Origin of the sequence: Streptomyces californicus (assembly GCF_000717645.1) — a bacterium.
Lineage (GTDB): Bacteria > Actinomycetota > Actinomycetes > Streptomycetales > Streptomycetaceae > Streptomyces > Streptomyces californicus.
The window spans coordinates 133,485-159,553 of sequence record NZ_JNZZ01000017.1; the positions used below are offsets into that span (position 1 = coordinate 133,485).

Consider the following 26,069-nt stretch of genomic DNA (forward strand, 5'->3'; position numbering starts at 1 on the left):
GGCTCAACTAACGCTCCTGCTGGTGAGTGGGGCCGAGTTGGAAACTGCCGGTCTGCGAGCCGTTGTTGTTGGCCTGCCGACCCTGCTGGATGCCCCGGCGGAGATTGGTCAGACGACCGCGTACGTCATCGGGCGCACGCGACACCTGGGGTCCGGACTGGTGATTCTGCTGCTGAGCGGTCCCCGGGACCAAATTGGCGCGGGGAACGCGGCGGGGCAGCCCGGAAGTGGTGACCCCGCCGGCAGCAGGCTTCTTGACCCGTTCGGCCTGGCGTACGAGTTCGTCGTTGGGCGAGGCCCGCCAGGAACTGGTGACCGAGGGGTCGTTCTCGCCGCGCTGCGGCAGCGGCGGGACCGGCGTACCGGGCGCCTCCGGAGCCACCGGCTCCGGCGTCTGCGGTGCGGCGGGCTGCTGCTGACCGCCCTGCCCGGGACCATGGAACCAGTTGGTCTCCAGGGTGTCGTACAGCGGCGTACGACCGTCCCCGGGCCCGGCCGACGGCAGCGGGTCCGGCTGCTGCTGGGACTGCTGCGGCAGCGCGGGCCGGAACGGGGCCTCGCCCGCCGGGGAGGCGGGCGGACGCGGCGCACCGAAGTCGTTGCCGCCCTCCGGGCCGCGCGGGCGCGGCGCGGGCAGCTGCCGGCCCTGGTCGTACGCGTCGTGACCCTGCTGGCCCTGCTGGTACGGGTCCGGCTGCTGGGGAGCGCCGAAGTCCGGGCGGGCGAACTGCGCGGTGCTCGCCGGGTCCTGGCCCTGCGCGGGGCCCTGCGGGAACGAGGCGTTCTGCGGTGCCTGCGGCGCGGAGAAGTCGGGCCGGGCGAACTCGGCCGTCGCGGCGGGACCCTGCTGGTCGCCGGTCGGCCAGTCGTCGGCCGGCCGCTGGTTCCGCGGGGCGTCGAGCGGGTTCTGGCCGAGGCCGGCCGGGCGGGCGAACTGCCCGGTCGCCTCGTGCTCCTCGTGACCGCGCGGGGTCTCGCCGCCCCAGCTCGGGGTCGCGGGCCGCTGCGGCTGGGGGGTGCCCCCGGGCAGTTCGGCGCGCGGGCCGCCGGGCGGCGGGAGCTGACGGCCGGGGCCGCCGGGCTGCTGGAAACCGCCCTGCGCGGGGCCGCCGTGGGGCTGCTGTGCCCCGGGACCCTGCTGGTTCGAGGGACCCTGCTGCTGGTTCTGCCAGCCGGACGGGCCCTGCTGGTTCTGCGGTGCGAACGGAGCGTTGCGACCGTTCTGCCCGGGGGAGGCCGGAGCGCCGTGGCCGAACAGGTTCGTCTGGCCGGCCCCGTCGTTCTGGCCGCCCTGGCCACCGCGGGCGCCGAGGCGCGCGCCGTTGCCGAAGGCGCCGGCGAGACCGCCGCCGCCCTGGCGCTGGGGAGCCGGGCCCGGGAAGTCCTGGCCGGGGCCGTTGTCGGGCTGCCCGCCCTGCGGCCGGCCCGCTCCGCCGTCCCGGGACGGCAGCGCCGCCCGGGGGCCGGAACCGGCGCCGACCTGGCCGCGCTGGGCGCCGGGTCCGCCGCCGAGGCTCTTGGCGCCGGGGCCGCCCGGTCCGCCGCCCAGGCCCGCGCGCTGGCCGTTGCCCGCGCCGTTCCCGTTGCCGGCGAGGAGGCCGCCCGGAGCGCCGCCGGGCTGCTGGCCGGGGCCCTGCTTGGACGGGGGCTGCTTGCCGCCGTGGGCGACGTCGACGGGCAGCATGACCAGCGCGGTCGTGCCACCGGAGTCGGAGGGGCGCAGCTGGATGCGGATGCCGTGACGCAGCGAGAGCCGGCCGACCACGAAGAGGCCCATGCGGCGGGAGACGGAGACGTCCACCGTCGGCGGCTGCGCGAGCCGCTCGTTGATCGCGGCGAGGTCCTCGGGGGAGAGGCCGATGCCGGTGTCGTGGATCTCGACGAGGACACGGCCGTCGGGCAGCGCGTGACCGGTGACCTTGACCTTCGTCTGCGGCGAGGAGAACGAGGTGGCGTTCTCCAGCAGCTCGGCGAGGAGGTGCACGAGGTCGTTGACGACCCGGCCGGCGACCTCGGTGGCGGGCACCGCGGAGAGTTCGATGCGCTCGTACTGCTCCACCTCGGAGGCGGCGGCGCGGAGCACGTCGACCAGCGGCACGGGCCGCGTCCACCGGCGTCCCGGCTCCTCACCCGCGAGGACGAGGAGGTTCTCGCCGTTACGGCGCATACGGGTCGCGAGGTGGTCGAGCTTGAAGAGCGAGGAGAGCTGGTCCGGGTCGGCCTCGCGCGACTCCAGCTCGGAGATGAGCGAGAGCTGGCGCTGGATGAGGCCCTGCGAACGCCGCGAGAGGTTGGTGAACATCGCGTTGACGTTGCCCCGGAGGAGGGCCTGCTCGGCGGCGAGGCGGACGGCCTCGCGGTGCACGTCGTCGAAGGCCGCAGCCACCTGGCCGATCTCGTCCCGGGAGTGCACGCCGACGGACTCGACGGAGGTGTCGACGTCCTGCGGGTCGGTCTCGGAGAGCTGCTTGACGAGCTCGGGCAGCCGGTCCTGGGCGACGCGGGTGGCGGTGTCCTGGAGGCGGCGCAGCGAGCGGATCATGGAGCGGGCCACCACGAAGGCGCCGACGAGCGAGACGCCGAGCACGATGAGGATGACCGCACCGTTGACGATCGCCTCGCGCTGGGACGCCTGGCGCAGCTCGCGCGCCTTGGCCTCCATGTCGCTGAGGAGGGTGGCCTCGATCGTCTCCATGGCCTTGATCTTGATGGTGCTCTGGTCGTACCAGTCCAGGTACGACCGGACCTGCTTGCCCTCGATCCCGTTCGTGGTGTCCAGGATGCGCTTGGCGTACATGTTCCCGGCGTTGATCTCCGGGTTGCCGTTGTCCAGGGGCGCCATGAGCTCCTCGGCGCTCTCCCCGGTCGTCGCGTAGATCTGCTTGAACGAGGTGAGGGCGCGCGACTCCTTGGCGAGCGCGTTGGAGCCGAACTGCCGGTCGTTCGGGTTGAGGTGCGGCTCCTTGACCGAACCGCCGGGCAGCGCCGCGGCGATGATCGCGCGCTGGACCGAGGCGTACTCCTTGGCGGAGGAGAACGCCGCCAGGGCCCGGGTCCGCTTGATCATGTCGGGGTTGCTGGTCGCCTGCGCCATGTCCTGCGAGAGGCTCAGCAGCGAGGTGATCAGCTGGTTGTACTGGTCGATCGTGTTGAGACTCGGCGAGCCCTCCTCGTACGCCGTCTTGCGGATCGTACGGATGGTGCCGAGCTGGGACGCGATCGACGAGATGCTCGCGTGGATGCTCTCCAGGGACTCGTCGCCCTCGGAGTCACCGATCGTGTCGGTCTCCTTGAGGAAGGCGTCCTTGGCGCGGTCGGTCTTGTCCCGGGGCCCGGCGACCTTGTAGTCGGTGGGCTTGGACTTGTTCGACAGCGGACCGGCCGACTGGTCGCGCTCCACCTGGAGCGCCTGGGCGAGCGAGGTCGCCTGCTTGGTCATCTTGGTCAGCAGCTGCATGTGCTCCAGCTGCTGCATGTCGGTCATGGACTCGTTGATCCGGAGCCCGCCGAGGGTGGTCGCGGCGACCACGGGGAGGGCGAGGAGCGAGACCAGTCGCGTGCTGATGCGCCAGTTACGGAGCGCTATGCGCGAGCCGGTGTCGGACGGCCCGCGGGTCGGCGCCGGCGTTCCGGCCTCCGGCGCCTCGGCCGTCGGGGAGCCCGGGCGCTGCGCACGGTCGCTGTTGTCGCCGGCTGCGGCCGGCCCGGGGTTCTGGGCGTGCTGGGGCGAGGAACCGCGGTCGGTCCCGCCGCGCGGCTCCTGTTCCGCCGGAGCGCTGCCATCCCTCTTGAAACGTCCCTGCACTAGCGTCGCAACCTCTGGACCAGGCGTTCCGCCCGCGTGTGCGGACGGGAACGGTGTCGGCGTAGTGGAGCGCTGGACGCGCCCCATGGTGGTCGTGTGAACGACCGGCGTACTTCCCCTCCCGCCGCTACTCGGCGCTGCTCTGCGCCCCTGCGCGCCGGTCTGAAACCGCGGCGGTGCGTGGAATTCCAGCACAGTGGCGGATCTCCAACAAGGGCCGTGTGCGGGGCCGTGATCCGAGTGACGCGATGTGACGGCCGAGTGACAAGCGGTGCAACTCGATCATGGGCAAAACGGGCAGGAGTGAATCATTCGCCAGGGTGTCATGGGTGTCCCAGTCGCGATGATCGGGAGCGGAATGGTGGATTCAGTGATGCAATGTCCGTTTTCTGGATCAAGGTCGGAGGTCCGATCTGGGTGAATTGTCGAATAGTTCGTGAGCAAACTCACATGATGATCGTCGACTCTTCCCCCCTTCGGTGGGGAATCGGATGTTTAGCCTGGCGCTTTACAGGGATGGCGCATCCGACAAGCCGGCGCCGCGACGAGCGACGCCCTCACCGACAGGGTCCTGACCGCACATGAAGACGACGACGATGTTCCGCAACACCGCCAACCCCCGGCGCACCACGCTGGCGCACCTCACGGACGCCGCGGAGCTGCAGACGCCGCCCCGGCCGGAGCACGCCGCCGAACTGCCGAACGTCACGGCCAACCCGCGCCGCACCATCCTCATGGAAGCCCCGGTCACGACCGCCCCGTAGCGCGCCGCGGCACCCCGCGATGCGCACGGCGGCACCCCTCGTCCGAGCCGGGCGAAGCGCTAGCCTGGAGCGTCAGTCTTCAGCCAGCAAGCAAGTGAGGGGCGACAGCATCCCGTGCGCATCGCCAGGTTCTCCATCGACGGCAATGTCGCCTTCGGCGCCGTCGAGGGGCAGGGCACCGTGGAATCCGGTGACCTCGTCCTCGACATCATCAAGGGCATCCCGTACGCCGACTTCGAGCTCTCGGGCACCAAGGTCCCGCTGAACAAGGTCCGGCTGCTGCCCCCGGTGCTCCCCAACAAGGTCGTGGCCGTGGGCCGCAACTACGCGGAGCACGCGGCCGAACTCGGCCACGAGGTCCCCGAGGCGCCGATCACCTTCTTCAAGCCCACCACCTCGGTGATCGGCTCCGGCGACGCGATCGAGTACCCCTCCTTCTCCGAAGAGCTGCACCACGAGGCCGAGCTGGCCGTGGTCATCGGCCGCATGTGCCGCGAGGTGCCCCGCGAGCGCGTGCGTGACGTCGTCCTCGGCTACACCTGCGCCAACGACGTCACCGCCCGCGACGTGCAGCGGCGCGAGAAGCAGTGGGCCCGCGCCAAGGGCTTCGACACCGCCTGCCCGCTGGGCCCCTGGGTGGAGACCGACGTGGACCCCCACGACCTCACCATCCAGGCGACGGTCAACGGCGAACAGCGCCAGCTCGGCCGTACGAGCGACATGATCCGCTCCGTCGAGGACCTGGTCGTCCACATCTCGGAGGCGATGACGCTGCTCCCGGGCGACGTCATCCTCACCGGCACCCCCGCAGGGGTCGGGCCCCTGCACGTCGGCGACGAGGTCGCCGTCACCATCGAAGGCATCGGCACTCTCACCAACAAGGTGATCAAGCGTGGCTAACGCACCCGTACGCGTCCGTTTCTGTCCCTCCCCGACCGGCAACCCCCACGTGGGCCTGGTCCGGACGGCGCTGTTCAACTGGGCCTTCGCCCGGCACCACCAGGGCACCCTGGTCTTCCGGATCGAGGACACCGACGCGGCGCGCGACTCGGAGGAGTCCTACCAGCAGCTGCTCGACTCGATGCGCTGGCTCGGCCTGGACTGGGACGAGGGCCCCGAGATCGGCGGCCCGCACGCCCCCTACCGCCAGTCGCAGCGGATGGACCTGTACAAGGACGTCGCCGAGAAGCTCCTCGCCGCCGGGTACGCCTACCCCTGCTACTGCACCACCGAGGAGCTGGACACCCGCCGCGACGCCGCCCGCGCCGCCGGGAAGCCGTCCGGCTACGACGGCCACTGCCGCGACCTCACCGCCGAGCGGAAGGCCGCGTACGAGGCCGAGGGCCGCACCTCGATCATCCGCTTCCGGATGCCCGACGAGGCCATCACCTTCACCGACCTGGTCCGCGGCGAGATCACCGTCCAGCCGGAGAACGTCCCCGACTACGGCATCGTCCGCGCCAACGGGGCCCCGCTCTACACGCTGGTCAACCCGGTCGACGACGCGCTGATGGAGATCACCCACGTCCTGCGCGGCGAGGACCTGCTCTCCTCCACCCCGCGCCAGATCGCCCTGTACCGGGCGCTCATCGAGCTGGGCGTCGCCAAGGACACCCCGGCCTTCGGCCACCTCCCGTACGTCATGGGCGAGGGCAACAAGAAGCTCTCCAAGCGCGACCCGCAGGCATCCCTCAACCTCTACCGCGAGCGCGGCTTCCTCCCCGAGGGGCTGCTCAACTACCTCTCGCTGCTGGGCTGGTCGATCGCCGAGGACCGGGACATCTTCTCGATGGACGAGCTGGTCGCCGCGTTCGACATCGAGGACGTCAACGCCAACCCCGCCCGCTTCGACCTCAAGAAGTGCGAGCACATCAACGCCGAGCACATCCGCATGCTCGACGTGAAGACCTTCACCGAGGCGTGCGGCCCCTGGCTGAAGGCCCCCTTCGCCCCCTGGGCCCCCGAGGCGTTCGACGCGGAGAAGTGGACCCGCATCGCCCCGTACGCCCAGACCCGGGTCACGGTCCTCTCCGACATCACCGACAACGTCGACTTCCTCTTCCTCGACGAGCCGGTGGAGGACGAGGCGTCCTGGGCCAAGGCGATGAAGGGCGAGCCGGCGGCCCTGCTGACCACGGCCCGCGCCCATCTGGAGGCGGCCGACTGGAGCGACCCGGAGTCGCTGAAGAACGCCGTCCTCACCGCCGGCGAGGCCCACGGCCTCAAGCTCGGCAAGGCCCAGGCCCCGGTCCGCGTCGCCGTCACGGGCCGCACCGTCGGCCTGCCGCTCTTCGAGTCCCTGGAGATCCTGGGCCGCGACAAGAGCCTGGCCCGCATCGACGCGGCCCTCGCCAAGCTGGCCGCGTAACCGCACGGGACGCCCCTGAGAAGGGCCGCAGCCGACCGGCTGCGGCCCTTCTCGGCGTTCGCCCTCCAGGGGCTCCCCGGCCCGGCTAGCGTGAGGCCCATGCCGATCCGCGCAGTGCTCTGGGACATCGACGACACGATCTTCGACTACGCGGGCGCCGCCCGCACCGGGATGCGGCAGCACCTGGAGCGCGAGGGCTTCCCCGGGACGTACGTCTCGATGGAAGGGGCCCTCGACGCCTGGACGGAGCTGAGCGTCCGGCACTGGGAGCGCCTGGCCGCCGGGGAGACGGACTTCGCCGGGCAGCGCCGGGACCGGGTGCGGGAGTTCCTCTCGCGGGACCTCCGGGACGCCGAGGCCGACGAGTGGTTCGATCGCCACGCGGCCCACTACGAGGCGGCCTGGGCGCTCTTCCCGGACGTGCTGCCCGTGCTCGACCTGCTGTCCCGCGACTACCGGCACGGGATCCTGTCCAACGCGAACACCGACCACCAGCACCACAAGCTGACCGCGCTCGGCGTCCGGGACCGCTTCGAGGTGATGGTCTGCGCGGTCGAGCTGGGGGTCTCCAAGCCGGAGGCCGGAGCCTTCCACGCGGCGTGCGAGGCGCTGGCGCTGGACCCGCGCGAGGTGGCGTACGTGGGCAACGAGCCCGACATCGATGCGAGCGGGGCCGTCGCCGCCGGCCTGACGGGCATCTGGCTCGACCGGCTGGGGAGAGGCGGCAGGCCCGATCTCGTGACGATCACGGGGCTCGACCAGCTCCCCGGCCTGCTGGCGGGCGATACCCGTTTTGGAGCGCCGGAGACCTTCGGGTAATGTTCTTTCTGCGCCGCCCGAGCGGGCCGAAAGATCCGGCCGGGAAGCGCAGACAGAAGTGAAGCCCCCACCAGGGGTTGCATTTCAGTGGGCTATGGTGTAATTGGCAACACTACGGTTTCTGGTACCGTCATTCTAGGTTCGAGTCCTGGTAGCCCAGCGCAGTACAAGCAAGACCAGCAGGACAAGCCCCCGTTGTGTAGCGGCCTAGCACGCTGCCCTCTCACGGCAGTAGCGCCGGTTCGAATCCGGTCGGGGGTACAGATCCTTCCCGCGAGAACATCTGGGTCGCACCCACGTTCTCGATGCAGGATCGCTAGGGCCCCCGTTGTGTAGCGGCCTAGCACGCTGCCCTCTCACGGCAGTAGCGCCGGTTCGAATCCGGTCGGGGGTACTTGTCTCACCATGGGCTATGGTGTAATTGGCAACACTACGGTTTCTGGTACCGTCATTCTAGGTTCGAGTCCTGGTAGCCCAGCGCAAGTCAGCAGTAACCACGCCCCCGTTGTGTAGCGGCCTAGCACGCTGCCCTCTCACGGCAGTAGCGCCGGTTCGAATCCGGTCGGGGGTACCACAGCAGGACGGAAAGGCCCTCCACCCCGGTGGAGGGCCTTTCCGCTGCTCCGGCGTCTCACAGGCCGTACCGGCGGGCGGACTCCTCGCTCTGCGCCAGCCTCCGCAGCGACATCAGCAGCGGTTCGTACAACACCGCCGACGCCACCGCCTTCTCGACCTGCTCGGCCTCCGACCCGTACGTCTCCATCTCGTCCAGATCGTGCACGGCCGCCTGCTCCATGATCCGCGCCTGACGCGTCAAGTAGCCGATGTCACACGGGTATCCGAGCCGCACCAGCGAGGCGACCGACGCGACCAGGGACCGGTGCACGGGGGAGAGGTCGCCGAGCTCCAGCGCGGTCGACCACCCCAACTCCGTGAGGAGCGCCGCCACATGGGCGCGTGCCTCGGCGGTCTCCGGGGCGTCCTCGTCGGGCGAGGGGCCGTGCGGCAGAGCCCACAGCGCCGCCCCCAGCCGGATCGTGCGGCCCAGCGACTCGTCGTCGACATGCGTGAGCACTTCGCGGGCCGTGGCCACCGGGAGGCGCCCCACCTGGATCAGCGCCCGCACCAGCCGCAGTCGCCGTAGGTGCCCCTCGTCGTACTCCGCCTGCGTGGCGCTGACCCGCAGCCCGGCCGGGATCAGCCCTTCCCGCAGGTAGTACTTGATCGTCGCCGTCGAGACGCCGCTCCGCTCACTGAGTTCCGAGAGTCGCATGCCGTGCCTTCCCTTGCGCCCCGTCTTGGACAGTGCCACTATCCCACCATTGGATAGCGCAACTCTCCAACCAAACGGGGGTTATGACGTGTTCGCGAAACCTGTACCGGGCCGGATGACGGCGGCGGCCGAGGGCGATGTGGTCATCCTGCTCATCGGGATGCGCATCAACCACTTCCGGGGCGTGCACCACTGGCTGCCGGTTCTCGCCGCGATGCCGCGCATGCTGCGGGAGTTGGGGCGGTACAAGGACCGCGGGCTGCTCGGCCACGTCCTGCTCACCGGTTCGCCCCGCACGTACTACGTCGTCCAGTACTGGGAGTCGAAGGAGAAGCTGTACGCCTACGCGGCCGCTCCCGACATGTTCCACCGCCGGGCCTGGGCGATCATCAACCGCAAGGAGAAGAAGTCCCGGCAGCACGTGGGGCTGTGGCACGAGACCTATGTCGTGCCCGAGGGTGGCTACGAGTCCATCTACGCCGACATGCCGCCGTTCGGCCTGGGCGCGGCCACCGGCGTGCTGCCGATCGCGTCGCGCGGCCGCCGTGCGGCGGACCGGCTCGCCCACCGGTCGTCCGGGAAGAAGAAGACGGCCGCCACGACACTGGGGCGGCCTGCGGAAGGGGCGGGGGAGTAGCGAGAGGGGAAGGGGCGGCGCGCCCGCCCGTACGGGAGCGGCGCGTCGTGCCGTACGCCGGGGAGGTCAGCCGCTGCGGCGCAGGGCCTCGCTGAGTCGGGCCGCCGAGTCGATGACCGCCTGGGCGTGCATCCGGCCAGGGTGACGCGTCAGCCGCTCGATCGGTCCGGAGACCGAGACCGCGGCGACCACCCGGTTCGACGGCCCGCGCACCGGGGCGGAGACCGAGGCGACGCCCGGTTCCCGCTCGCCGATCGACTGGGCCCAGCCCCGCCGCCGTACGCCGGAGAGCGCCGTCGCCGTGAACCGGGCGCCCTGGAGGCCCCGGTGCAGGCGCTCCGGCTCCTCCCAGGCCATCAGGATCTGCGCGGAGGAGCCCGCCTTCATCGTGAGCGTGGAGCCGACCGGCACCGTGTCCCGGAGTCCGGACAGCCGTTCCGCCGCCGCCACGCAGATGCGCATGTCGCCCTGCCGGCGGTAGAGCTGCGCGCTCTCGCCGGTGATGTCGCGCAGGTGGGTGAGCACCGGTCCGGCCGTGGCCAGCAGGCGGTCCTCGCCCGCCGCCGCCGCCAGCTCCGACAGCCGGGGGCCGAGGATGAACCGGCCCTGCATGTCCCTCGCCACCATCCGGTGGTGTTCCAGTGCCACGGCCAGTCGATGGGCCGTGGGCCGTGCGAGCCCGGTCGCCGCGACCAGCCCGGCGAGGGTGGCCGGACCGGACTCCAGGGCGCTCAATACCAGAGCCGCCTTGTCGAGAACGCCGACGCCGCTAGAGTTGTCCATACGACGATACTCCCGTCTCACTCTGTGAAACGCAAGTTCAATTTTCCGAGGAAGTTGCGAACCTGTACCGGCGGCCGCACAACGGCCCGCGGCCACCGCCCCGCACGGGGGTCCGGACGGAGGCGCACCGAATCTCTAGTTGGGCCGGCGACGACGCCGGCCGGAGGGAAAGCGATGGGTAGGACACTCGCGGAAAAGGTCTGGGACGACCACGTCGTCCGGCGCGCGGAGGGCGAGCCCGACCTTCTCTTCATCGATCTGCACCTGCTGCACGAGGTGACCAGCCCGCAGGCGTTCGACGGACTGCGCCAGGCCGGACGGCAGGTACGCCGCCTCGACCTCACCATCGCCACCGAGGACCACAACACCCCGACCCTCGACATCGACAAGCCGATCGCCGACCCGGTCTCGCGCGCCCAGCTGGAGACCCTGCGCAAGAACTGCGCGGACTTCGGCGTCCGGCTGCACCCGCTGGGCGACGTCGAGCAGGGCGTCGTGCACGTGGTCGGCCCGCAGCTGGGCCTGACCCAGCCCGGCACCACCGTGGTCTGCGGCGACTCCCACACCTCCACCCACGGCGCGTTCGGCGCGCTGGCGTTCGGCATCGGCACCAGCCAGGTGGAGCACGTCCTGGCCACCCAGACGCTGCCGCTGGCCCGCCCGAAGACCATGGCCATCACCGTCGAGGGCGAACTGCCCGACGAGGTCACCGCGAAGGACCTGATCCTGGCGATCATCGCCCGGATCGGCACCGGCGGAGGCCAGGGCTACATCCTCGAATACCGCGGCCCCGCCATCGAGAAGCTCTCGATGGAGGCCCGGATGACCATCTGCAACATGTCGATCGAGGCCGGCGCCCGCGCCGGCATGATCGCCCCGGACGCCACCACCTTCGACTACCTCCGGGGCCGCGACCACGCCCCCGAGGGCGAGGACTGGGACGCCGCCGTCGCGTACTGGAAGACCCTGCGCTCCGACGACGACGCCGTGTTCGACGCCGAGGTCGTCATCGACGCCGCCGAACTCGCCCCGTTCGTCACCTGGGGCACCAACCCCGGCCAGGGCGCCCCCCTGTCGGCCAGCGTCCCCGATCCCGCCTCGTACGAGGACGCCTCGGAGCGCCACGCCGCCGAAAAGGCCCTGGAGTACATGGGGTTGACCGCCGGCCAGCCGCTGCGCGAGATCAACGTGGACACCGTCTTCGTAGGTTCGTGCACCAACGGCCGCATCGAGGACCTGCGCAACGCCGCCTCCGTGCTGGACGGCCGCAAAGTCGCCGACGGCGTACGGATGCTGGTCGTCCCCGGCTCCGTCCGGGTCGCCCTCCAGGCCGTCGCCGAGGGCCTGGACAAGGTCTTCACCGAGGCCGGCGCCGAATGGCGGCACGCGGGCTGCTCGATGTGCCTCGGGATGAACCCCGACCAACTGGCCCCCGGCGAGCGCTCCGCCTCCACCTCGAACCGCAACTTCGAGGGGCGGCAGGGCAAGGGCGGCCGCACCCACCTGGTCTCGCCCCAGGTCGCCGCGGCCACCGCGGTGCTGGGCCGTCTGGCCTCGCCCGCCGACCTGTCCGACACCCGTACCCCCGCCGGAGTGCGATAGCCATGGAAGCGTTCACCACCCACACCGGCCGGGCCGTTCCGCTGCGCCGCAGCAACGTCGACACCGACCAGATCATCCCCGCCCACTGGCTGAAGAAGGTCACCCGCGACGGGTTCGAGGACGGCCTCTTCGAAGCCTGGCGCAAGGACGAGAACTTCGTCCTCAACCGCCCCGAGCGCCAGGGCGCCTCGGTCCTGGTCGCCGGTCCCGACTTCGGTACGGGCTCCTCCCGCGAACACGCGGTCTGGGCCCTGCAGAACTTCGGCTTCAAGGCCGTGATCTCCTCCCGGTTCGCCGACATCTTCCGCGGCAACTCGCTCAAGAACGGCCTGCTCACCGTGGTCCTGGAGCAGCCGGTCGTCGACGCCCTGTGGGAGCTGACGGAGGCCGACCCGACCGCCGAGGTGACCGTCGACCTGGAGGCGCGCCAGGTCCGCGCCGAGGGCGTCACCGCCGACTTCGAGCTGGACGAGAACGCCCGCTGGCGGCTGCTCAACGGGCTCGACGACATCAGCCTCACCCTCCAGAACGAAGCGGACATCGCCGCGTACGAGGCGGCTCGGTCGGCCTTCAAGCCGCGTACCATTACGGCCTGAGCAGCACGTTTCCAGGACTGCGCCCCCTGCCTCCCGGCAGGGGGCGCAGTCGCTTGTTGAGACCCCGTCGGGCGACAACTCGCCCCAGATGGCACAATCGGTGCATGGAACGCGACAGCCAACTCAAGCTCTACGGCAAAGTCGCCGACCAACTGAAAGAAGCGCACGCGAAGGTGCGTGCACTGCAAGTCCCGGAGAGCGTACGGATGGCGCTGAACCGGAAGCTGCTGGTCGTCACGGCCGCGGCGAAGCACGATCTCCCGGACGCGGCAAGGCGTCTGGACCGGTTGATGAAGGACCTCGATGAGGGCCGATTCCCCGAAGGTGACTGACACGTGGAACTGCGCATCGGTCGACTTCGTTGCGGCACTAGGGTGATTAGCCCGTTTCGTGTTTGATTTGCGGTATATATCTGCCTAACGTGCGAAAAAGCTTGAACACTTTCGTTCTGGCAATGTCTCCGAAGGGGAAGACGTGAACAAGGCGCAGCTCGTAGAAGCGATTGCCGACAAGGTCGGCGGCCGTCAGCAGGCCGCGGACGCGGTCGACGCGGTGCTCGACGCGATCGTGCGTGCCGTGGTCGCCGGGGACCGTGTCTCGGTCACCGGCTTCGGCTCGTTCGAGAAGGTCGACCGCCCGGCCCGGTACGCCCGCAACCCGCAGACGGGTGAGCGCGTCCGGGTCAAGAAGACCTCGGTGCCCCGCTTCCGCGCGGGTCAGGGCTTCAAGGACCTGGTGAGCGGCTCGAAGAAGCTCCCCAAGAACGACGTGGCCGTCAAGAAGGCCCCCAAGGGCAGCCTCTCGGGCGGGTCTTCCGCCGCCCGTACGACGGTGAAGGCCGCCGCCGCCAAGAAGTCGGCCGCCAAGAAGGCCACGGCGAAGAAGACCACCGCCAAGAAGGCGACCCCGGCGAAGACCGCGGCCGCCAAGAAGGCCACCGCCAAGAAGACGACCGCGACGGCGAAGAAGACGTCCGCGGCCGCGAAGAAGGCGACCCCGGCCAAGAAGACCGCCACGAAGGCCGTCGCCGGCAAGACCGCGCCCGCCAAGAAGGCCACGGCGAAGAAGGCGCCCGCGAAGAAGACCACCGCGCGCAAGACCACGGCCAAGAAGGCCACCGCACGCAAGAAGTGAGAACCGGGCACCCGCCCGCTCCTCACGACGCGCCGGGCCGGGCTCCCCTCCGGGGGAGCCCGGCCCGCGGGCTGTCCGGGCCCGTTCGGCCCAGCGGCGGCGCACCCGGTTCGGGCCGGTCGCCCCATCAGTTCGCCGGCACCACCACCGGCAGACCGCGACCTCGGCGCCGGCGCCCGTCGGACGGGCGCCCCGGCGGGGCCGGTCGCCGGATCAGAACGTCTGCAGCGTCACCAGCGAGATCCGCAGGGCCGCGCCCTCGCCCGTACCCTCGATCCGCACCCGCTGCCCCGGCCGCAGGAGCAGCAGACCGCCCGCGTCGAAGGCCGCGGCGTCGAACTCCACCGGCGTGCCGTCGTCCAGCAGCACACTGCCGCACCGGGTCACGGGGTCGTACGTGTACGAGGTCGCCTGCATGGGCGGCAGCCTATCGGTCGCCCGCGCAGGCGGCGGCGGCCGCGATCCGCGCCGTGCGCGGACCCACCCCCAGGGCCAGGGCGGCCCGCAGGTCCTCGCCCGTGTCCACGTCCCGGCGCACCGAGTCGACGCCCGACAGCGGTATTTCGACCGCCCCCGACGCCAGGTGCCGGGACCCGGACGGCCCACCGAAAGCCGGACGGAATTCCGCACCGGCGGCAGCGGACAGAAATGTCGTACCGATTCCGGCCGCGTCCCGGAGAAAAGCGCTGGGAAAAGCGGAGGCGAATTCGAGCACGCGCGCCAATTCGCCGGTGCGCAGCGCGGGCAGATCCGCGTTGAGCGCCGCCACCGGTGCGGCCGCCCGCAGCGCCCGCGCGGAGCGCGCCCCGTGCGCCAGCGCCGCGTTGAGCCCGGCCCCCGGAGCGTCCGGCACGATCCGGGCTCCGAGCTCCGCGAGAGCCGCCGCGGCCACCGGGTCGTCCGTGACGACCACCACATCCCGCACCCGGGCGCAGTCCAGCGCCGCCGCCACCGTGTCCTGGGCGAACGCCAGCGCCAGCCGGGGCCGCGCGTCCTCGCCCGCCGCCCGTCCCAGGCGGCTCTTGGCCCGCGCGAGCGGCTTCAGGGGGACGACCAGGGACCAGCCCCCGGCCGGATCGGTGTTCGTGGCGGTCTCCCTCTCCGTGCGCATGAGGACCTATTGTCGCCTGCCGGTACGACAACCCGGGGGACCGCTACCGAACGTGAGGCGTACGGTGTTCTCGACAGTGCAGGGGTCCGGGGCGGGACGCGACCGTCCGCGGCCCGGCCGGCCAGCCCACATGCCTAAGGAAGGTGTCCGAGTGCCCCGCCGCAGAATCGGCTTCTGGTACCGCCTGGCGGCGGTCATCACCAAGCCGCCGCTGGTGGTTCTGTTCAAGCGCGACTGGCGGGGGGCGGAACACATTCCGGCCGACGGCGGATTCATCACCGCCGTCAATCACAACTCCTACCTGGACCCGCTCGCCTACGGCCACTTCCAGTACAACACCGGCCGGGTGCCCAGGTTCCTGGCGAAGGCGGGCCTCTTCCGCACCCCGTTCGTCGGGATGATGCTGCGAGGCACCGGCCAGATCCCCGTCTACCGCGAGACCAGGAACGCCCTGGACGCCTTCCGGGCCGCCGTGGACGCCATCGAGCGCGGCGAGTGCGTCGCCTTCTACCCCGAGGGCACCCTCACCCGCGACCCGGAGATGTGGCCGATGGCCGGCAAGACCGGGGCCGCCCGGGTGGCGTTGAAGACCAGGGCGCCCGTGGTCCCCGTCGCGCAGTGGGGCGCGAACGAGGCGATGCCGCCGTACGCCAAGGAGAACAAGTTCCGCCTGTTCCCGCGCAAGACGCTGCGGGTGCAGGCCGGGCCGCCCGTCGACCTCAGCCGCTTCTACGGGCTGGATCCGACCCCCGAGGTGCTGCGCGAGGCGACCGAGGCCATCATGGCGGCCGTCACCCGTGAGCTGGAGGAGCTGCGCGGCGCGAAGGCGCCCGCCGAGCTCTACGATCACCGCACAGCCCGTGCCGAACAACAGCGCAGGGCCCAGGGAAAGGGATCCACGTGACGCACCCCGCAAAAGTGGCCGTCTTCGGAACCGGCTCGTGGGGTACGGCCTTCGCCGTGATCCTCGCCGACGCGGGCTGCGAGGTCACCCTCTGGGGCCGCCGCCCCGAGCTCGCCGAGGCCGTCAACACCACGCACACCAACCCGGACTACCTCCCGGGCATCGCGCTCCCCGAGACGATCCGCGCCACCACCGACGCCGCCGAGGCCCTGCGCGGCGCGGAGTTCGCCTTCCTCGTCGTGCCCTCCCAGACGCTGCGCGCCAACCTCGCCGACTGGGCCCCGCACCTGGAGCCGGAGACCGTCCTGGTGTCCCTCATGAAGGGCGTCGAGCTGGGCACCGCCGAGCTGATGAGCGAGGTGATCGCGGACGTCACCGGGGTCTCCGCCGACCGCATCGCCGTCGTCTCCGGACCCAACCTCGCCAAGGAGATCGCCGAGCGCCGCCCCGCCGCCGCCGTCGTCGCCTGCGCCGACGAGTCCGTCGCCCAGCGCCTCCAGGCCGCCTGCCACACCGCGTACTTCCGCCCGTACACCAACACCGACGTGGTCGGCTGCGAACTCGGCGGAGCCGTCAAGAACGTCATCGGCCTCGCCGTCGGCATCGCGGACGGCATGGGGCTCGGCGACAACACCAAGGGCTCCCTCATCACCCGGGGCCTCGCCGAGACCACCCGACTGGGCGTCGCCATGGGCGCGGACCCGCTGACGTTCTCCGGACTCGCGGGCCTGGGCGACCTGGTGGCCACCTGCTCCTCGCCGCTCTCGCGGAACCACACGTTCGGGACCAACCTCGGGCGCGGGATGACGCTCCAGGAGACGATCGCCGTCACCAAGCAGACCGCCGAGGGCGTCAAGTCCTGCGAATCGGTCCTCGCCCTGGCGCGCAGGCACGGTGTCGACATGCCCATCACGGAAACCGTCGTCTCCATCGTCCACGAGGGCAAGTCCCCGGTCGTCGCGGTCAAGGAGCTGATGTCGCGCAGCGCCAAGGCCGAGCGACGCTGACGCCGCTCTTACCAGCAGGTACGCTCATCGCGATATGAGCAGCGAGAACCTCCCCCAGAGCCCTGAGCGCGCCGAGAGCACGCGGCCGCAGCGTTCCAAGCCCCGTGTGGCTGTCGTGTTCGGCGGCCGCAGCTCCGAGCACGGCATCTCGGTCGTCACGGCCGGCGCCGTCATGAAGGCCATCGACCGGACGAAGTACGACGTCCTGCCGATCGGCATCACGACGGACGGCCGCTGGGCGCTCACCGCCGACGAGCCCGAACGCATGGCCATCACCGACCGCCGGGTCCCCGACGTGGACGGGCTCGCCGAGTCGGCCGAGGGCAGCGTCGTGCTCTCCGTGGACCCGGGCAGCCGCGAGGTCGTCCACACGGAGCCCGGTTCGGTGCCCAAGGCGCTGGGCGAGGTCGACGTCGTCTTCCCCGTGCTGCACGGCCCGTACGGCGAGGACGGCACGCTCCAGGGGCTGCTCGAACTCTCCGGCGTGCCCTACGTCGGCGCGGGCGTCCTCGCCTCGGCCGTCGGCCAGGACAAGGAGTACATGAAGCGCGTCTTCATCTCCTTCGGCCTGCCGGTCGGACCCTACGAGGTCGTCCGGCCCCGCGAGTGGGACCACGACCCCTCCGCCGTACGCAAGCGGATCGTGGACTTCGCCGGGGAGCACGGCTGGCCGCTGTTCGTGAAGCCCGCCCGGGGCGGTTCCTCCATGGGCATCACCAAGGTCGACGACCTCTCCGGCCTCGACGCGGCGATCGAGGAGGCCCGCCGCCACGACCCCAAGTTCCTCGTGGAGTCGCTGCTGCGCGGCCGGGAGATCGAGTGCGGCGTGCTGGAGTTCGAGGACGGACCGCGCGCCAGCGTGCCCGCCGAGATCCCGCCGGTCACCGCCCACGACTTCTACGACTTCGAGGCCAAGTACATCGACTCGGCCACCGGTCTGGTGCCGGCCCCGCTCACCGAGGAGCAGACCGCCGAGGTGCAGCGCCTCGCCGTCGCCGCGTTCGACGCGGTCTCCTGCGAGGGGCTGGTGCGCGCCGACTTCTTCCTCACCGAGGACGGCACGTTCGTCATCAACGAGATCAACACCCTGCCGGGCTTCACCCCGATCTCCATGTACCCGCGCATGTGGCAGGAGAGCGGCGTCAGCTACCCGGAGCTGGTCGACCGGCTCATCCAGGCGGCGCTGACCCGCTCCACCGGACTGCGCTGACGAAGCCCGCGGCCGGGTTCAGAACTTGCCGGGCACCGTCTTCTCGACGGGTCCTGCGAACGCGGCCAGCGGCGTGATGTCGTGGGCGTACGCCGAGGAGAGCGTGACCTCGACGTACGCCTTGCGGTACGTGGTGGTGAACCGCGGACCGGAGCCCTCGGACTCCTCCAGCATCCACTGCACCCCGTCCGCCTCGACCCCCTGGGCCTGTGGGTCGTCCATCTTCGCGGGCCGGGGGACCCCGCAGCGCAGTACGATCGCCCCGTCCCCCCAGCCGGCGGTCAGCTCCGAGTCCGGGGAGGGGTCGCTGCGTTCCTGGTCGAGGACGGTCTCCGGAAGCTCCTCGTGCAGGGACGCGCAGTACGCGGCCGCCTCCGACGACGGTGTCGGCACCGGGACCGGGGGCTGCGCGTCGCTGAGGGAACAGCCCGCCGCGGCCAGCACGAGCACGGCAGCGGACGGACCGAGGAACATCGAGCGGGGGGACCGGCGGGCGGATGACGTCACCGGCCCAGCCTAGACGGGGGTCAGAGGTGGACGATCGGGCAGGTCAGCGTCCGTGTGATGCCGTCCACCTGCTGGACCTTGGCGACCACCATGCGGCCGAGTTCGTCGACCGTGTCCGCCTGGGCGCGCACGATCACGTCGTACGGGCCGGTGACGTCCTCCGCCTGGATGACTCCCGGAATCTTGGAGATGGTCTCGGCGACGATCGACGCCTTGCCCACCTCGGTCTGGATGAGGATGTACGCCTGTACCACGGAACCTCCAGAGCGGCCACGAGGATCATGTGGGGGAAAGGGACGCCACGTTATCGCGTCGCCGAGGGTCACGGGGAGACCTTCGGCCCGTACGACGTCCGCAGCGTGGCGTACCGGGCGCGGAAGTTGACGTATCTCTTGACGGTACCGACAGCACAGACGGCTCGCGACCGGGGGCCCGGACGGGTGTCCGGGGCGATAAAGGAGAGGTGAGACTCGGTGAAGGGAACCGTGGGCGAGTTGGGGGAGTTCGGGCTCATCAGAGAGCTCACGTCCCGGCTCACCACCACTCCGGCGGTACGGCTGGGACCCGGCGACGACGCCGCGGTCGTGGCAGCCCCCGACCGCAGGGTCGTGGCCAGTACGGACATCCTGCTGGAAGGGCGGCACTTCCGCCGCGACTGGTCGACGGCGTACGACGTCGGCCGCAAGGCCGCCGCGCAGAACCTCGCCGACATCGCGGCGATGGGGGCCGTGCCCACCGCGCTGCTCCTCGGCCTGGTCGTCCCCGCCGACCTGCCCGTCACCTGGGCCGCCGAGCTGATGGACGGGCTGCGCGACGAGTGCCAGGTGGCCGGGGCGGCCGTGGTGGGCGGCGACGTGGTGGGCGGCGACACCATCACCGTCTCCATCACCGCCCTCGGCGACCTGCGCAACCACGAACCCGTCACCCGGGCCGGCGCCCGCCCCGGGGACGTCGTCGCGGTCACCGGCTGGCTCGGCTGGTCCGCCGCCGGATACGCCGTGCTCTCCCGCGGCTTCCGCTCGCCCCGCGCCTTCGTCGAGGCCCACCGCCGCCCCGAACCGCCGTACCACGCGGGCCCCGCGGCCGCCGGGCTCGGCGCGACCGCGATGACCGACGTCAGCGACGGCCTCGTCGCGGACCTCGGCCACATCGCGGAGGCCAGCAGCGTCCGCATCGACCTGCGCTCCGGCCTCATCGACATCCCCACGCAGATGTCCGACATCGGCCAGGCCGTCGGCGTCGACCCGCTCCAGTGGGTGCTGACCGGGGGTGAGGACCACGCGATCGTCGCGACCTTCCCGCCCGACGCGAAGCTCCCCGCCCGCTGGAAGGTCATCGGCGAGGTCCTCAACCCCTCCGCCCTGCCCCAGGTCACCGTCGACGGGGCGCCCTGGACCAGCAAGGGCGGCTGGGACCACTTCGGCGCGATCGAGGACACCCACCCGCCCCGGTGACCGTTAGATTGCTCCGCATGCCCATACGTACCGCTGTACCGCCCCGCGTGCTCACCGTCGCCGGCTCCGACTCCGGCGGCGGTGCGGGGATCCAGGCCGACCTGAAGACCATGCTCGCCCTCGGCGTGCACGGCATGAGCGTGCTCACCGCCGTCACCGCGCAGAACTCCCTCGGCGTCCAGGGAGCGTGGGAACTCCCGGTGGACGCGGTACGCGCCCAGTACCGCAGCGTGGTCGACGACATCGGCGTCCAGGCCGTGAAGACCGGCATGCTCGCGTCGGCCGCCCTCGTGGAGACCGTCGCCGAACTCCTCGCCGCCACCGACGCCCCCGTCGTCGTCGACCCGGTCGGCGTCTCCAAGCACGGCGACGCCCTGCTCGCCGCCGAGGCCCTCGACTCGGTCCGCACGAAGCTCCTGCCCGTCGCGACCGTGGCCACCCCGAACCTGGACGAAGTGGCGCAGCTCACCGGCGTCGTGGTGACCGACGAGAGCGGAATGCGCCGGGCCGCCGAGGAGATCCTCGGCTTCGGGCCCCGGTGGGTGGTGATCAAGGGCGGTCATCTGCCGGGCGAGGCGGTGGACCTGCTCACCGACGGGAGCGCGGAGCACTGGCTGCGCGCCCCCCGGCACGACAACCGCCACACTCACGGCACCGGCTGCACCCTGGCCTCCGCCATCGCCTCCGGGCTCGCGCTGGGCCAGGACGTGCCCACGGCGGTACGGGGCGCGAAGACGTACGTCACCGGCGCGATCGAGGCGGGCTTCCCGCTCGGCGGCGGCATCGGACCGGTCGACCACGGCTGGCTGACCCGGCCGCCGCGCTGACGGACGGCTTCTGAGCGCGGGGACTCCCGCGCTCAGGGGCTACCGGGCGCCGGGGGCCCCGGGGCCCGACCGCTCCCGAGCACAGCAAAAAGCCGGTCCACCGAGGTGGACCGGCTTTTTGGGCAACCGGAAGGCTGCGCTACGACGGGGACGTCAGCGCGCGACCTTGCCGGCCTTGATGCACGAGGTGCAGACGTTGAGCCGCTTCGGCGTCCGACCGACCACGGCACGCACGCGCTGGATGTTGGGATTCCAGCGACGGGACGTACGGCGGTGCGAGTGCGAAATGCTGTTGCCGAAGCTCGGCCCCTTGCCGCAAACGTCGCAGTTGGCAGCCACGGGTCACTCCAAAGACTTCAGATGCACTTACAGTGAATTCCGGCGCGCCGGAATCAGCGGACTGAAGTGGCGGTACCGGAGGATTGGCCCGACTTTCATCGGGCAACCGGAGCAGCATACAACGCCTGCTTCGGAGATACGAAACTACCATGGGACGGACCCCCGCTCTCCCGCCCCCGGTCCGGGCCGGGACCCCGACGAGCGGGCTAACCTGCGGTACAGCCCGTCGCCACGGCCGACCAGGAGGACCATCGGTGCCGCAGCTCCCCGACGATCTGGACGCCGTCGCGGTACGCACATGGTGCTCACTGGCCCTGGAGGCCCTCGGGCGGGAGCGCGCGGAGATCGACGCGATCAACGTCTATCCCGTCGCGGACGGTGACACCGGCACCAACCTCTATCTGACCTTCGAGTCCGCGGCCGCCGCCGTCGAAGCCGTCTTCGCCGCCCACGAGACCGGCACCACCGCACCCGCCACCGCCGACGCCGTACGCGCCATGGCGCACGGAGCCCTGATCGGCGCGCGCGGCAACTCCGGCACGATCCTGGCCCAACTGCTGCGCGGCATGGCCGGGGTGCTCGCCGACGGGGGCGGGGCGGACCGGCTGCGCCTCGCCCTCGCGAGCGCCGCCGACGCCGCCCGGCAGGCCGTCGCCCACCCCGTCGACGGCACGGTCCTCACCGTCGCCGCGGCCGCCGCCGACGCCGCCCGCGACGCGGGCCCCGGCCTGCGGGCCGTGGTCACCGCCGCCTACGACGGGGCGCTCGCCGCCCTCGTACGGACCCCGGAACAGCTCGCCGTCCTCGGCCGGGCGGGCGTGGTCGACGCCGGGGGCCGGGGGCTGGTGGCCGTCCTGGGCGCCCTGGTGGAGACCGCGACCGGGCAGGCGCCGGTACGGAGTCGCGGCACCGGACCCGGGAAGGCGCCCGTACCCGTGGACGGGGGGTCCGTGGTGGGGCTGCCGGTCGGCGGGACGCCGGTGCCGGACGCGCTCGACTGCCCCGAGGGCGGCGGCGGGCCCGCGTTCGAGGTGATCTACCTCCTGGAGGCCGGCGACGCGGAGGTCGCCCGGCTGCGCACCCGCCTCGACGCCCTCGGCGACTCCCTCGTCGTGGTGGGCGGCGACGGCCTCTTCCACGTCCACGTGCACGTCGACGACGCCGGAGCGGCCGTGGAGGCGGGTGTCGAGGCCGGGCGGCCGTACCGCATCCGGATCACCCACTTCGCCACCGAGAGCGGCCACGACGTCCGCGTCCAGGCCGAACCCGCGCGGCGCGCCGTCGTCGTCGTGGTCCCCGGCGACGGACTGGCCGGCCTCTGCACCGAGGCCGGGGCCACCACGGTGATCGCCCGCCCCGGCGAACCGCCCGCCAGCGGCGAACTGGTCGACGCCATCCGCCGCGCCCACGCCCGGGAGGTGGTGCTGCTGCCCAACGACGCGGCCCTGCGCCACACCGCTGCCGCCGCCGCCGAGCAGGCCAGAACCGAGGGGGTCCGGGTCGCCCTCGTCCCCACCCGCGCGGCCGTCCAGGGCATCGCCGCCCTGGCCGTCCACGAGCCCGACCGCGGCTTCGACGAGGACGTGGTCGCGATGACCGCCGCCGCCGGGGCCACCCGCTACGCCGAACTGGCCGTCGCCGAGCACCGGTCGTGGACCACGGCCGGGGTCTGCCAGGCCGGGGACGTCCTCGGGCTGATCGACGGCGACGTCGCGGTGATCGGCTCCGACGTCCCGGCCACCGCCCGCACCGTGCTCGACCGCATGCTGGCGGCCGGCGGCGAACTGGTCACCCTCGTCCTCGGCGAGGACGTCCCCGACACGCTCGCCGACGCCCTGGAGGAGCACGTACGGGAGGGGCACCTCGCCGTGGACACCGTGGTCTACCGGGGCGGACACCAGCGGGCCCCGCTGCTGATCGGCGTCGAGTAGCCGCGCGGACCGCGCGTGCCCACCGGAGGGCTGTCAGTGCCGTGGTGTGCAATGGAGGGCGTGTCCTCGCTCGATGAACCTCTCAAGAAGCTGCTCGGCGGAGCCACCGCGAAGGTGATGGCCGAACACCTCGACCTGCACACGGTCGGGGATCTGCTGCACCACTACCCGCGGCGGTACGAGGAGCGCGGCAAGCTGACCGCGCTCACCGACCTGCCGCTGGACGAGCACGTCACGGTCGTCGCCCAGGTCGCCGACGCCCGGATCCTGACGTTCAACAACGGCCGGGGCAAACGCCTGGAGGTCACCCTGACCGACGGCAGCGGCCGCCTCCAGCTGGTCTTCTTCGGCCACGGAGTCCACAAGCCGCACAAGGAGCTGCTCCCGGGCCGCCAGGCGATGTTCGCGGGCAAGGTCTCCGTCTTCAACCGCAAGATGCAGCTGGCCCACCCCACGTACCAACTGCTCGACGCCTCCGACGCCGACGAGGCGTCCGAGGCAGTGGACGCCTTCGCGGGCCGGCTGCTGCCCATCTACCCGGCCTGCAAGCAGCTCGACTCCTGGCGGATCGCCAAGGCCGTCGACGCCGTGCTGCCCAGCGCCCGGGACGCGGTGGACCCGCTGCCCGCCTCCCTGCGCGAGGGACGCGGCTTCACACCGCTGCCCGAGGCGCTGCTCAAGGTGCACCGGCCGCAGACCCGAGCGGACATCGAGGACGCCAAGGCCCGGCTGAAGTGGGACGAGGCGTTCGTGCTCCAGGTCGCCCTGGCCCGCCGCCGCTACGCCGACACCCAGCTCCCCGCCGCCGCCCGCCGGCGCGTGGCGGACGGCCTGCTGGACGCGTTCGACGCCAAGCTCCCCTTCACCCTCACCGAGGGCCAGGAGAAGGTCAGCAAGGAGATCTTCGACGACCTGGCCACCGAGCACCCGATGCACCGCCTCCTCCAGGGCGAGGTGGGCAGCGGGAAGACCATGGTGGCCCTGCGTGCCATGCTCGCCGTGGTCGACGCGGGCGGACAGGCCGCGATGCTCGCCCCCACCGAGGTCCTCGCCCAGCAGCACCACCGCTCGATCACCGAGATGATGGGGGAGCTGGCGGAGGGCGGCATGCTCGGCGGCTCGGACCGGGGCACCAAGGTCGTCCTGCTCACCGGCTCGATGGGCGCGGCCGCCCGCAGGCAGGCCCTGCTCGACCTGGTCACCGGCGAGGCCGGGATCGTCATCGGCACCCACGCCCTCATCGAGGACAAGGTCCGGTTCCACGACCTGGGCCTGGTCGTCGTGGACGAGCAGCACCGCTTCGGCGTCGAACAGCGCGACGCCCTGCGGTCCAAGGGCAAGCAGCCGCCCCACCTCCTCGTCATGACCGCCACCCCCATCCCCCGTACGGTCGCGATGACGGTCTTCGGCGACCTGGAGACCTCCGTCCTGGACCAGCTCCCGGCCGGCCGCTCCCCGATCGCCAGCCACGTCGTGCCCGCCAAGGACAAGCCGCACTTCCTCGCCCGCGCCTGGGAACGCGTCGCCGAGGAGGTGGAGAACGGCCACCAGGCGTACGTGGTCTGCCCCCGCATCGGCGACGACGCCGAGGAGGCGGAGGGCCGGGGCGGCAAGAAGGCGAAGGCCAAGAAGGCGGCCCCCGAGGAGGACGGCGAGAAGCGGCCGCCGCTCGCCGTCCTGGAGATCGCCGACCAACTGCGCGGGGGCGCGCTCTCCGGGCTGAGCGTCGAGGTGCTGCACGGGCGGATGCACCCCGACGAGAAGGACGACGTCATGCGCCGGTTCGCCGCCGGGGACGTCGACGTCCTGGTCGCCACCACCGTCATCGAGGTCGGGGTCAACGTCCCCAACGCCACCGCCATGGTGATCATGGACGCGGACCGCTTCGGCGTCTCCCAGCTCCACCAGCTCCGCGGCCGCGTCGGCCGCGGCTCCGCGCCCGGCCTCTGCCTGCTGGTCAGCGAGGCCCACGAGGCGAGCCCCGCCCGCGCCCGGCTCTCCGCCGTCGCCGCCACCCTCGACGGCTTCGAGCTCTCCCGGATCGACCTCGAACAGCGCCGCGAGGGCGATGTGCTCGGCCAGGCCCAGTCCGGGGTGCGCTCCTCCCTGCGGATGCTCACCGTCATCGACGACGAGGAGGTCATCGCCGCCGCCCGCGAGGAGGCCGTGGCGATCGTCGCCGCCGACCCGGAGCTGGAGCGCCTGCCGGAGCTGCGGACGGTGCTGGCGGCGCTGCTGGACAAGGAGCGCGAGGAGTACCTGGACAAGGGGTGAGCCCCGGGGCCGCCCTGCCGGTGCTCGCCGTACGCCATATCGTGGACGCACGGCGCGCGCCCGTGCGCACGCGCCCGACGGACGCCCCGCCCCCGACCCCGAGGACCTCACACCCATGACCCGCGTGATCGCCGGCTCGGCCGGCGGACGCCGCCTGGCCGTCCCGCCCGGCACCGGCACCCGCCCCACCTCCGACCGTGCGCGCGAGGGCCTCTTCTCCACCTGGCAGGCGCTCCTCGGCACGCTGGAGGACGTCCGGGTCGCCGACCTCTACGCCGGCTCCGGGGCCGTCGGCCTCGAAGCGCTCTCCCGGGGAGCCGCCCACGCCCTGCTCGTCGAGGCCGACCCCAAGGCGGTCCGGACCGTCCGCGACAACGTCCGCACCCTCGGCCTCCCCGGCGCCGAGGTACGGGCCGGCAGAGCGGAGCAGATCGTGACGGGACCGGCCCCCGCCGACCCGTACGACATCGTCTTCCTGGATCCGCCGTACGCCGTCACCGACGACGATCTTCGCGAGATCCTGCTCACACTCCGTGCTCAGGGGTGGATCGGCGACGATGCGCTCGTCACCGTGGAACGCGGCACGCGGGGCGGGGAATTCGGCTGGCCCGCCGGATTCGAGCCACTGCGCTCCCGTCGCTACGGCGAAGGGACGCTTTGGTACGGTCGCGCCGCCGCTACGTGCGAAGACGCACGATGACCGGACCGGAGAGCGAGGGAATCA

Annotated in this window: 25 protein-coding genes and 5 tRNA genes; 22 read left to right on the forward strand and 8 right to left on the reverse strand. The window is 71.8% G+C overall.

Going from position 1 to position 26,069, the window contains the following annotated elements; genetic code table 11:
• Positions 1–7: 7 nt before the first annotated feature.
• Entirely contained in the window at positions 8–3,805 is a 3,798-nt protein-coding gene (locus IF19_RS0122930; protein WP_030277555.1) for a sensor histidine kinase, read from the reverse strand.
• A 581-nt stretch (positions 3,806–4,386) separates the two neighbouring features.
• Between IF19_RS0122930 and IF19_RS0122935 the strand changes: the two genes are divergently transcribed.
• The 9 genes from IF19_RS0122935 to IF19_RS0122975 all read left to right on the forward strand — a co-directional run bounded on the left by IF19_RS0122935 (position 4,387) and on the right by IF19_RS0122975 (position 8,330).
• Positions 4,387–4,569 carry a hypothetical protein gene (locus tag IF19_RS0122935; RefSeq protein ID WP_030117112.1) on the forward strand — a complete coding sequence of 61 codons (183 nt, stop codon included), beginning with the start codon at positions 4,387–4,389 and terminating at the stop codon, positions 4,567–4,569.
• Between the two features lie 114 nt (positions 4,570–4,683).
• Positions 4,684–5,469: a fumarylacetoacetate hydrolase family protein gene (locus IF19_RS0122940; protein ID WP_030117111.1), complete on the forward strand. Its 786-nt coding sequence runs from the start codon at positions 4,684–4,686 to the stop codon at positions 5,467–5,469.
• Complete coding sequence (gene gltX / locus IF19_RS0122945; protein WP_050493954.1) at positions 5,462–6,937, forward strand: glutamate--tRNA ligase; 1,476 nt, start codon at positions 5,462–5,464, stop codon at positions 6,935–6,937. Before IF19_RS0122940 ends, gltX begins: the two co-directional genes overlap by 8 nt.
• A gap of 99 nt (positions 6,938–7,036) precedes the next feature.
• Positions 7,037–7,756 (forward strand): HAD family hydrolase, encoded by a 720-nt coding sequence (locus tag IF19_RS0122950; RefSeq protein WP_030117109.1) that lies wholly within the window; start codon positions 7,037–7,039, stop codon positions 7,754–7,756.
• An 88-nt stretch (positions 7,757–7,844) separates the two neighbouring features.
• Positions 7,845–7,916: transfer RNA gene (locus IF19_RS0122955), tRNA-Gln, on the forward strand.
• Between the two features lie 28 nt (positions 7,917–7,944).
• Positions 7,945–8,017 (forward strand) — tRNA-Glu (locus tag IF19_RS0122960).
• Between the two features lie 60 nt (positions 8,018–8,077).
• Positions 8,078–8,150 (forward strand) — tRNA-Glu (locus IF19_RS0122965).
• 12 nt (positions 8,151–8,162) lie between these two features.
• A tRNA-Gln gene (locus IF19_RS0122970) sits at positions 8,163–8,234 on the forward strand.
• A 20-nt stretch (positions 8,235–8,254) separates the two neighbouring features.
• Positions 8,255–8,330, forward strand: a tRNA-Glu gene (locus IF19_RS0122975).
• A gap of 57 nt (positions 8,331–8,387) precedes the next feature.
• Here the strand turns inward: IF19_RS0122975 and IF19_RS0122980 are convergent.
• On the reverse strand, positions 8,388–9,029 hold the full coding sequence (locus IF19_RS0122980; protein WP_030117697.1) for a MerR family transcriptional regulator: 642 nt from the start codon (positions 9,027–9,029) through the stop codon (positions 8,388–8,390).
• A gap of 88 nt (positions 9,030–9,117) precedes the next feature.
• Between IF19_RS0122980 and IF19_RS0122985 the strand changes: the two genes are divergently transcribed.
• Complete coding sequence (locus IF19_RS0122985) at positions 9,118–9,666, forward strand: DUF4188 domain-containing protein (protein WP_050493953.1); 549 nt, start codon at positions 9,118–9,120, stop codon at positions 9,664–9,666.
• Positions 9,667–9,732: 66 nt separating this feature from the next.
• Here the strand turns inward: IF19_RS0122985 and ndgR are convergent, their stop codons facing one another.
• Complete coding sequence (gene ndgR, locus IF19_RS0122990) at positions 9,733–10,449, reverse strand: IclR family transcriptional regulator NdgR (RefSeq protein WP_026237628.1); 717 nt, start codon at positions 10,447–10,449, stop codon at positions 9,733–9,735.
• A 174-nt stretch (positions 10,450–10,623) separates the two neighbouring features.
• Here ndgR and leuC point away from each other — a divergent pair, with 174 nt between their 5' ends.
• From leuC to IF19_RS0123010, 4 genes are all read left to right on the forward strand, one after another.
• Entirely contained in the window at positions 10,624–12,051 is a 1,428-nt protein-coding gene (gene leuC, locus IF19_RS0122995; RefSeq protein ID WP_030117699.1) for a 3-isopropylmalate dehydratase large subunit, read from the forward strand.
• Between the two features lie 2 nt (positions 12,052–12,053).
• The gene (gene leuD, locus IF19_RS0123000; protein WP_030117700.1) at positions 12,054–12,647 is read left to right on the forward strand and encodes a 3-isopropylmalate dehydratase small subunit; all 594 of its coding nucleotides are present in this window, start codon (positions 12,054–12,056) and stop codon (positions 12,645–12,647) included.
• Between the two features lie 104 nt (positions 12,648–12,751).
• Positions 12,752–12,979, forward strand: a complete 228-nt coding sequence (locus IF19_RS0123005; RefSeq protein ID WP_030117701.1) for an SCO5555 family protein — start codon at positions 12,752–12,754, stop codon at positions 12,977–12,979.
• Positions 12,980–13,121: 142 nt separating this feature from the next.
• Complete coding sequence (locus IF19_RS0123010) at positions 13,122–13,781, forward strand: HU family DNA-binding protein (RefSeq protein ID WP_030117702.1); 660 nt, start codon at positions 13,122–13,124, stop codon at positions 13,779–13,781.
• A 213-nt stretch (positions 13,782–13,994) separates the two neighbouring features.
• Here the strand turns inward: IF19_RS0123010 and IF19_RS0123015 are convergent, their stop codons facing one another.
• Both IF19_RS0123015 and cofC read right to left on the reverse strand, forming a co-directional pair.
• On the reverse strand, positions 13,995–14,198 hold the full coding sequence (locus IF19_RS0123015; protein WP_030117703.1) for a hypothetical protein: 204 nt from the start codon (positions 14,196–14,198) through the stop codon (positions 13,995–13,997).
• A gap of 10 nt (positions 14,199–14,208) precedes the next feature.
• Complete coding sequence (gene cofC / locus IF19_RS0123020; RefSeq protein ID WP_030117704.1) at positions 14,209–14,892, reverse strand: 2-phospho-L-lactate guanylyltransferase; 684 nt, start codon at positions 14,890–14,892, stop codon at positions 14,209–14,211.
• Between the two features lie 151 nt (positions 14,893–15,043).
• Between cofC and IF19_RS0123025 the strand changes: the two genes are divergently transcribed.
• The 3 genes from IF19_RS0123025 to IF19_RS0123035 are packed head-to-tail and all read left to right on the forward strand — an operon-like array spanning position 15,044 to position 18,013.
• A complete protein-coding gene (locus tag IF19_RS0123025) occupies positions 15,044–15,796 on the forward strand; it encodes a lysophospholipid acyltransferase family protein (RefSeq protein ID WP_030117705.1) in 753 nt (250 codons plus the stop codon).
• Positions 15,793–16,803, forward strand: a complete 1,011-nt coding sequence (locus tag IF19_RS0123030) for an NAD(P)H-dependent glycerol-3-phosphate dehydrogenase (RefSeq protein WP_030117706.1) — start codon at positions 15,793–15,795, stop codon at positions 16,801–16,803. The genes IF19_RS0123025 and IF19_RS0123030 overlap by 4 nt, the downstream gene beginning before the upstream one ends.
• Before the next feature lie 34 nt (positions 16,804–16,837).
• Positions 16,838–18,013, forward strand: coding sequence for a D-alanine--D-alanine ligase family protein (locus IF19_RS0123035; RefSeq protein ID WP_030117707.1), 1,176 nt, complete (start codon positions 16,838–16,840; stop codon positions 18,011–18,013).
• A gap of 18 nt (positions 18,014–18,031) precedes the next feature.
• On the opposite strand, the gene IF19_RS0123040 is transcribed toward IF19_RS0123035, so the two are convergent.
• On the reverse strand, positions 18,032–18,520 hold the full coding sequence (locus tag IF19_RS0123040) for a DUF3515 domain-containing protein (RefSeq protein WP_078580747.1): 489 nt from the start codon (positions 18,518–18,520) through the stop codon (positions 18,032–18,034).
• A 20-nt stretch (positions 18,521–18,540) separates the two neighbouring features.
• On the reverse strand, positions 18,541–18,774 hold the full coding sequence (locus IF19_RS0123045) for an Lrp/AsnC family transcriptional regulator (RefSeq protein ID WP_030117709.1): 234 nt from the start codon (positions 18,772–18,774) through the stop codon (positions 18,541–18,543).
• 219 nt (positions 18,775–18,993) lie between these two features.
• On the opposite strand from IF19_RS0123045, the gene IF19_RS0123050 reads away from it, so the two are divergent.
• A complete protein-coding gene (locus IF19_RS0123050) occupies positions 18,994–19,974 on the forward strand; it encodes a thiamine-phosphate kinase (protein WP_030117710.1) in 981 nt (326 codons plus the stop codon).
• A gap of 17 nt (positions 19,975–19,991) precedes the next feature.
• Positions 19,992–20,801, forward strand: a complete 810-nt coding sequence (gene thiD / locus IF19_RS0123055; protein ID WP_030277559.1) for a bifunctional hydroxymethylpyrimidine kinase/phosphomethylpyrimidine kinase — start codon at positions 19,992–19,994, stop codon at positions 20,799–20,801.
• Between the two features lie 153 nt (positions 20,802–20,954).
• On the opposite strand, the gene rpmB is transcribed toward thiD, so the two are convergent.
• Positions 20,955–21,140 carry a 50S ribosomal protein L28 gene (gene rpmB, locus IF19_RS0123060; RefSeq protein ID WP_003965989.1) on the reverse strand — a complete coding sequence of 62 codons (186 nt, stop codon included), beginning with the start codon at positions 21,138–21,140 and terminating at the stop codon, positions 20,955–20,957.
• Between the two features lie 254 nt (positions 21,141–21,394).
• Here rpmB and IF19_RS0123065 point away from each other — a divergent pair, with 254 nt between their 5' ends.
• From IF19_RS0123065 to rsmD, 3 genes are all read left to right on the forward strand, one after another.
• The gene (locus IF19_RS0123065; RefSeq protein ID WP_030277561.1) at positions 21,395–23,071 is read left to right on the forward strand and encodes a DAK2 domain-containing protein; all 1,677 of its coding nucleotides are present in this window, start codon (positions 21,395–21,397) and stop codon (positions 23,069–23,071) included.
• A 51-nt stretch (positions 23,072–23,122) separates the two neighbouring features.
• Complete coding sequence (recG, locus tag IF19_RS0123070; RefSeq protein ID WP_030117714.1) at positions 23,123–25,345, forward strand: ATP-dependent DNA helicase RecG; 2,223 nt, start codon at positions 23,123–23,125, stop codon at positions 25,343–25,345.
• 115 nt (positions 25,346–25,460) lie between these two features.
• Positions 25,461–26,045 (forward strand): 16S rRNA (guanine(966)-N(2))-methyltransferase RsmD, encoded by a 585-nt coding sequence (gene rsmD / locus IF19_RS0123075; protein WP_030121783.1) that lies wholly within the window; start codon positions 25,461–25,463, stop codon positions 26,043–26,045.
• The last annotated feature ends 24 nt before the right edge of the window (positions 26,046–26,069 follow it).

Excerpts from the sequence above, each read along its gene's own strand:
- IF19_RS0123015 (WP_030117703.1), bottom strand. The coding sequence starts at position 14,198 with ATGCAGGCGACCTCGTACACGTACGACCCCGTGACCCGGTGCGGCAGT.
- IF19_RS0122935 (WP_030117112.1), top strand. The coding sequence starts at position 4,387 with ATGAAGACGACGACGATGTTCCGCAACACCGCCAACCCCCGGCGCACC.
- leuD (WP_030117700.1), top strand. The coding sequence starts at position 12,054 with ATGGAAGCGTTCACCACCCACACCGGCCGGGCCGTTCCGCTGCGCCGC.
- thiD (WP_030277559.1), top strand. The coding sequence starts at position 19,992 with ATGCCCATACGTACCGCTGTACCGCCCCGCGTGCTCACCGTCGCCGGC.
- cofC (WP_030117704.1), bottom strand. The coding sequence starts at position 14,892 with ATGCGCACGGAGAGGGAGACCGCCACGAACACCGATCCGGCCGGGGGC.
- IF19_RS0123035 (WP_030117707.1), top strand. The coding sequence starts at position 16,838 with ATGAGCAGCGAGAACCTCCCCCAGAGCCCTGAGCGCGCCGAGAGCACG.
- IF19_RS0122980 (WP_030117697.1), bottom strand. The coding sequence starts at position 9,029 with ATGCGACTCTCGGAACTCAGTGAGCGGAGCGGCGTCTCGACGGCGACG.
- IF19_RS0122950 (WP_030117109.1), top strand. The coding sequence starts at position 7,037 with ATGCCGATCCGCGCAGTGCTCTGGGACATCGACGACACGATCTTCGAC.
- ndgR (WP_026237628.1), bottom strand. The coding sequence starts at position 10,449 with ATGGACAACTCTAGCGGCGTCGGCGTTCTCGACAAGGCGGCTCTGGTA.
- IF19_RS0123005 (WP_030117701.1), top strand. The coding sequence starts at position 12,752 with ATGGAACGCGACAGCCAACTCAAGCTCTACGGCAAAGTCGCCGACCAA.
- rsmD (WP_030121783.1), top strand. The coding sequence starts at position 25,461 with ATGACCCGCGTGATCGCCGGCTCGGCCGGCGGACGCCGCCTGGCCGTC.
- recG (WP_030117714.1), top strand. The coding sequence starts at position 23,123 with ATGGAGGGCGTGTCCTCGCTCGATGAACCTCTCAAGAAGCTGCTCGGC.
- leuC (WP_030117699.1), top strand. The coding sequence starts at position 10,624 with ATGGGTAGGACACTCGCGGAAAAGGTCTGGGACGACCACGTCGTCCGG.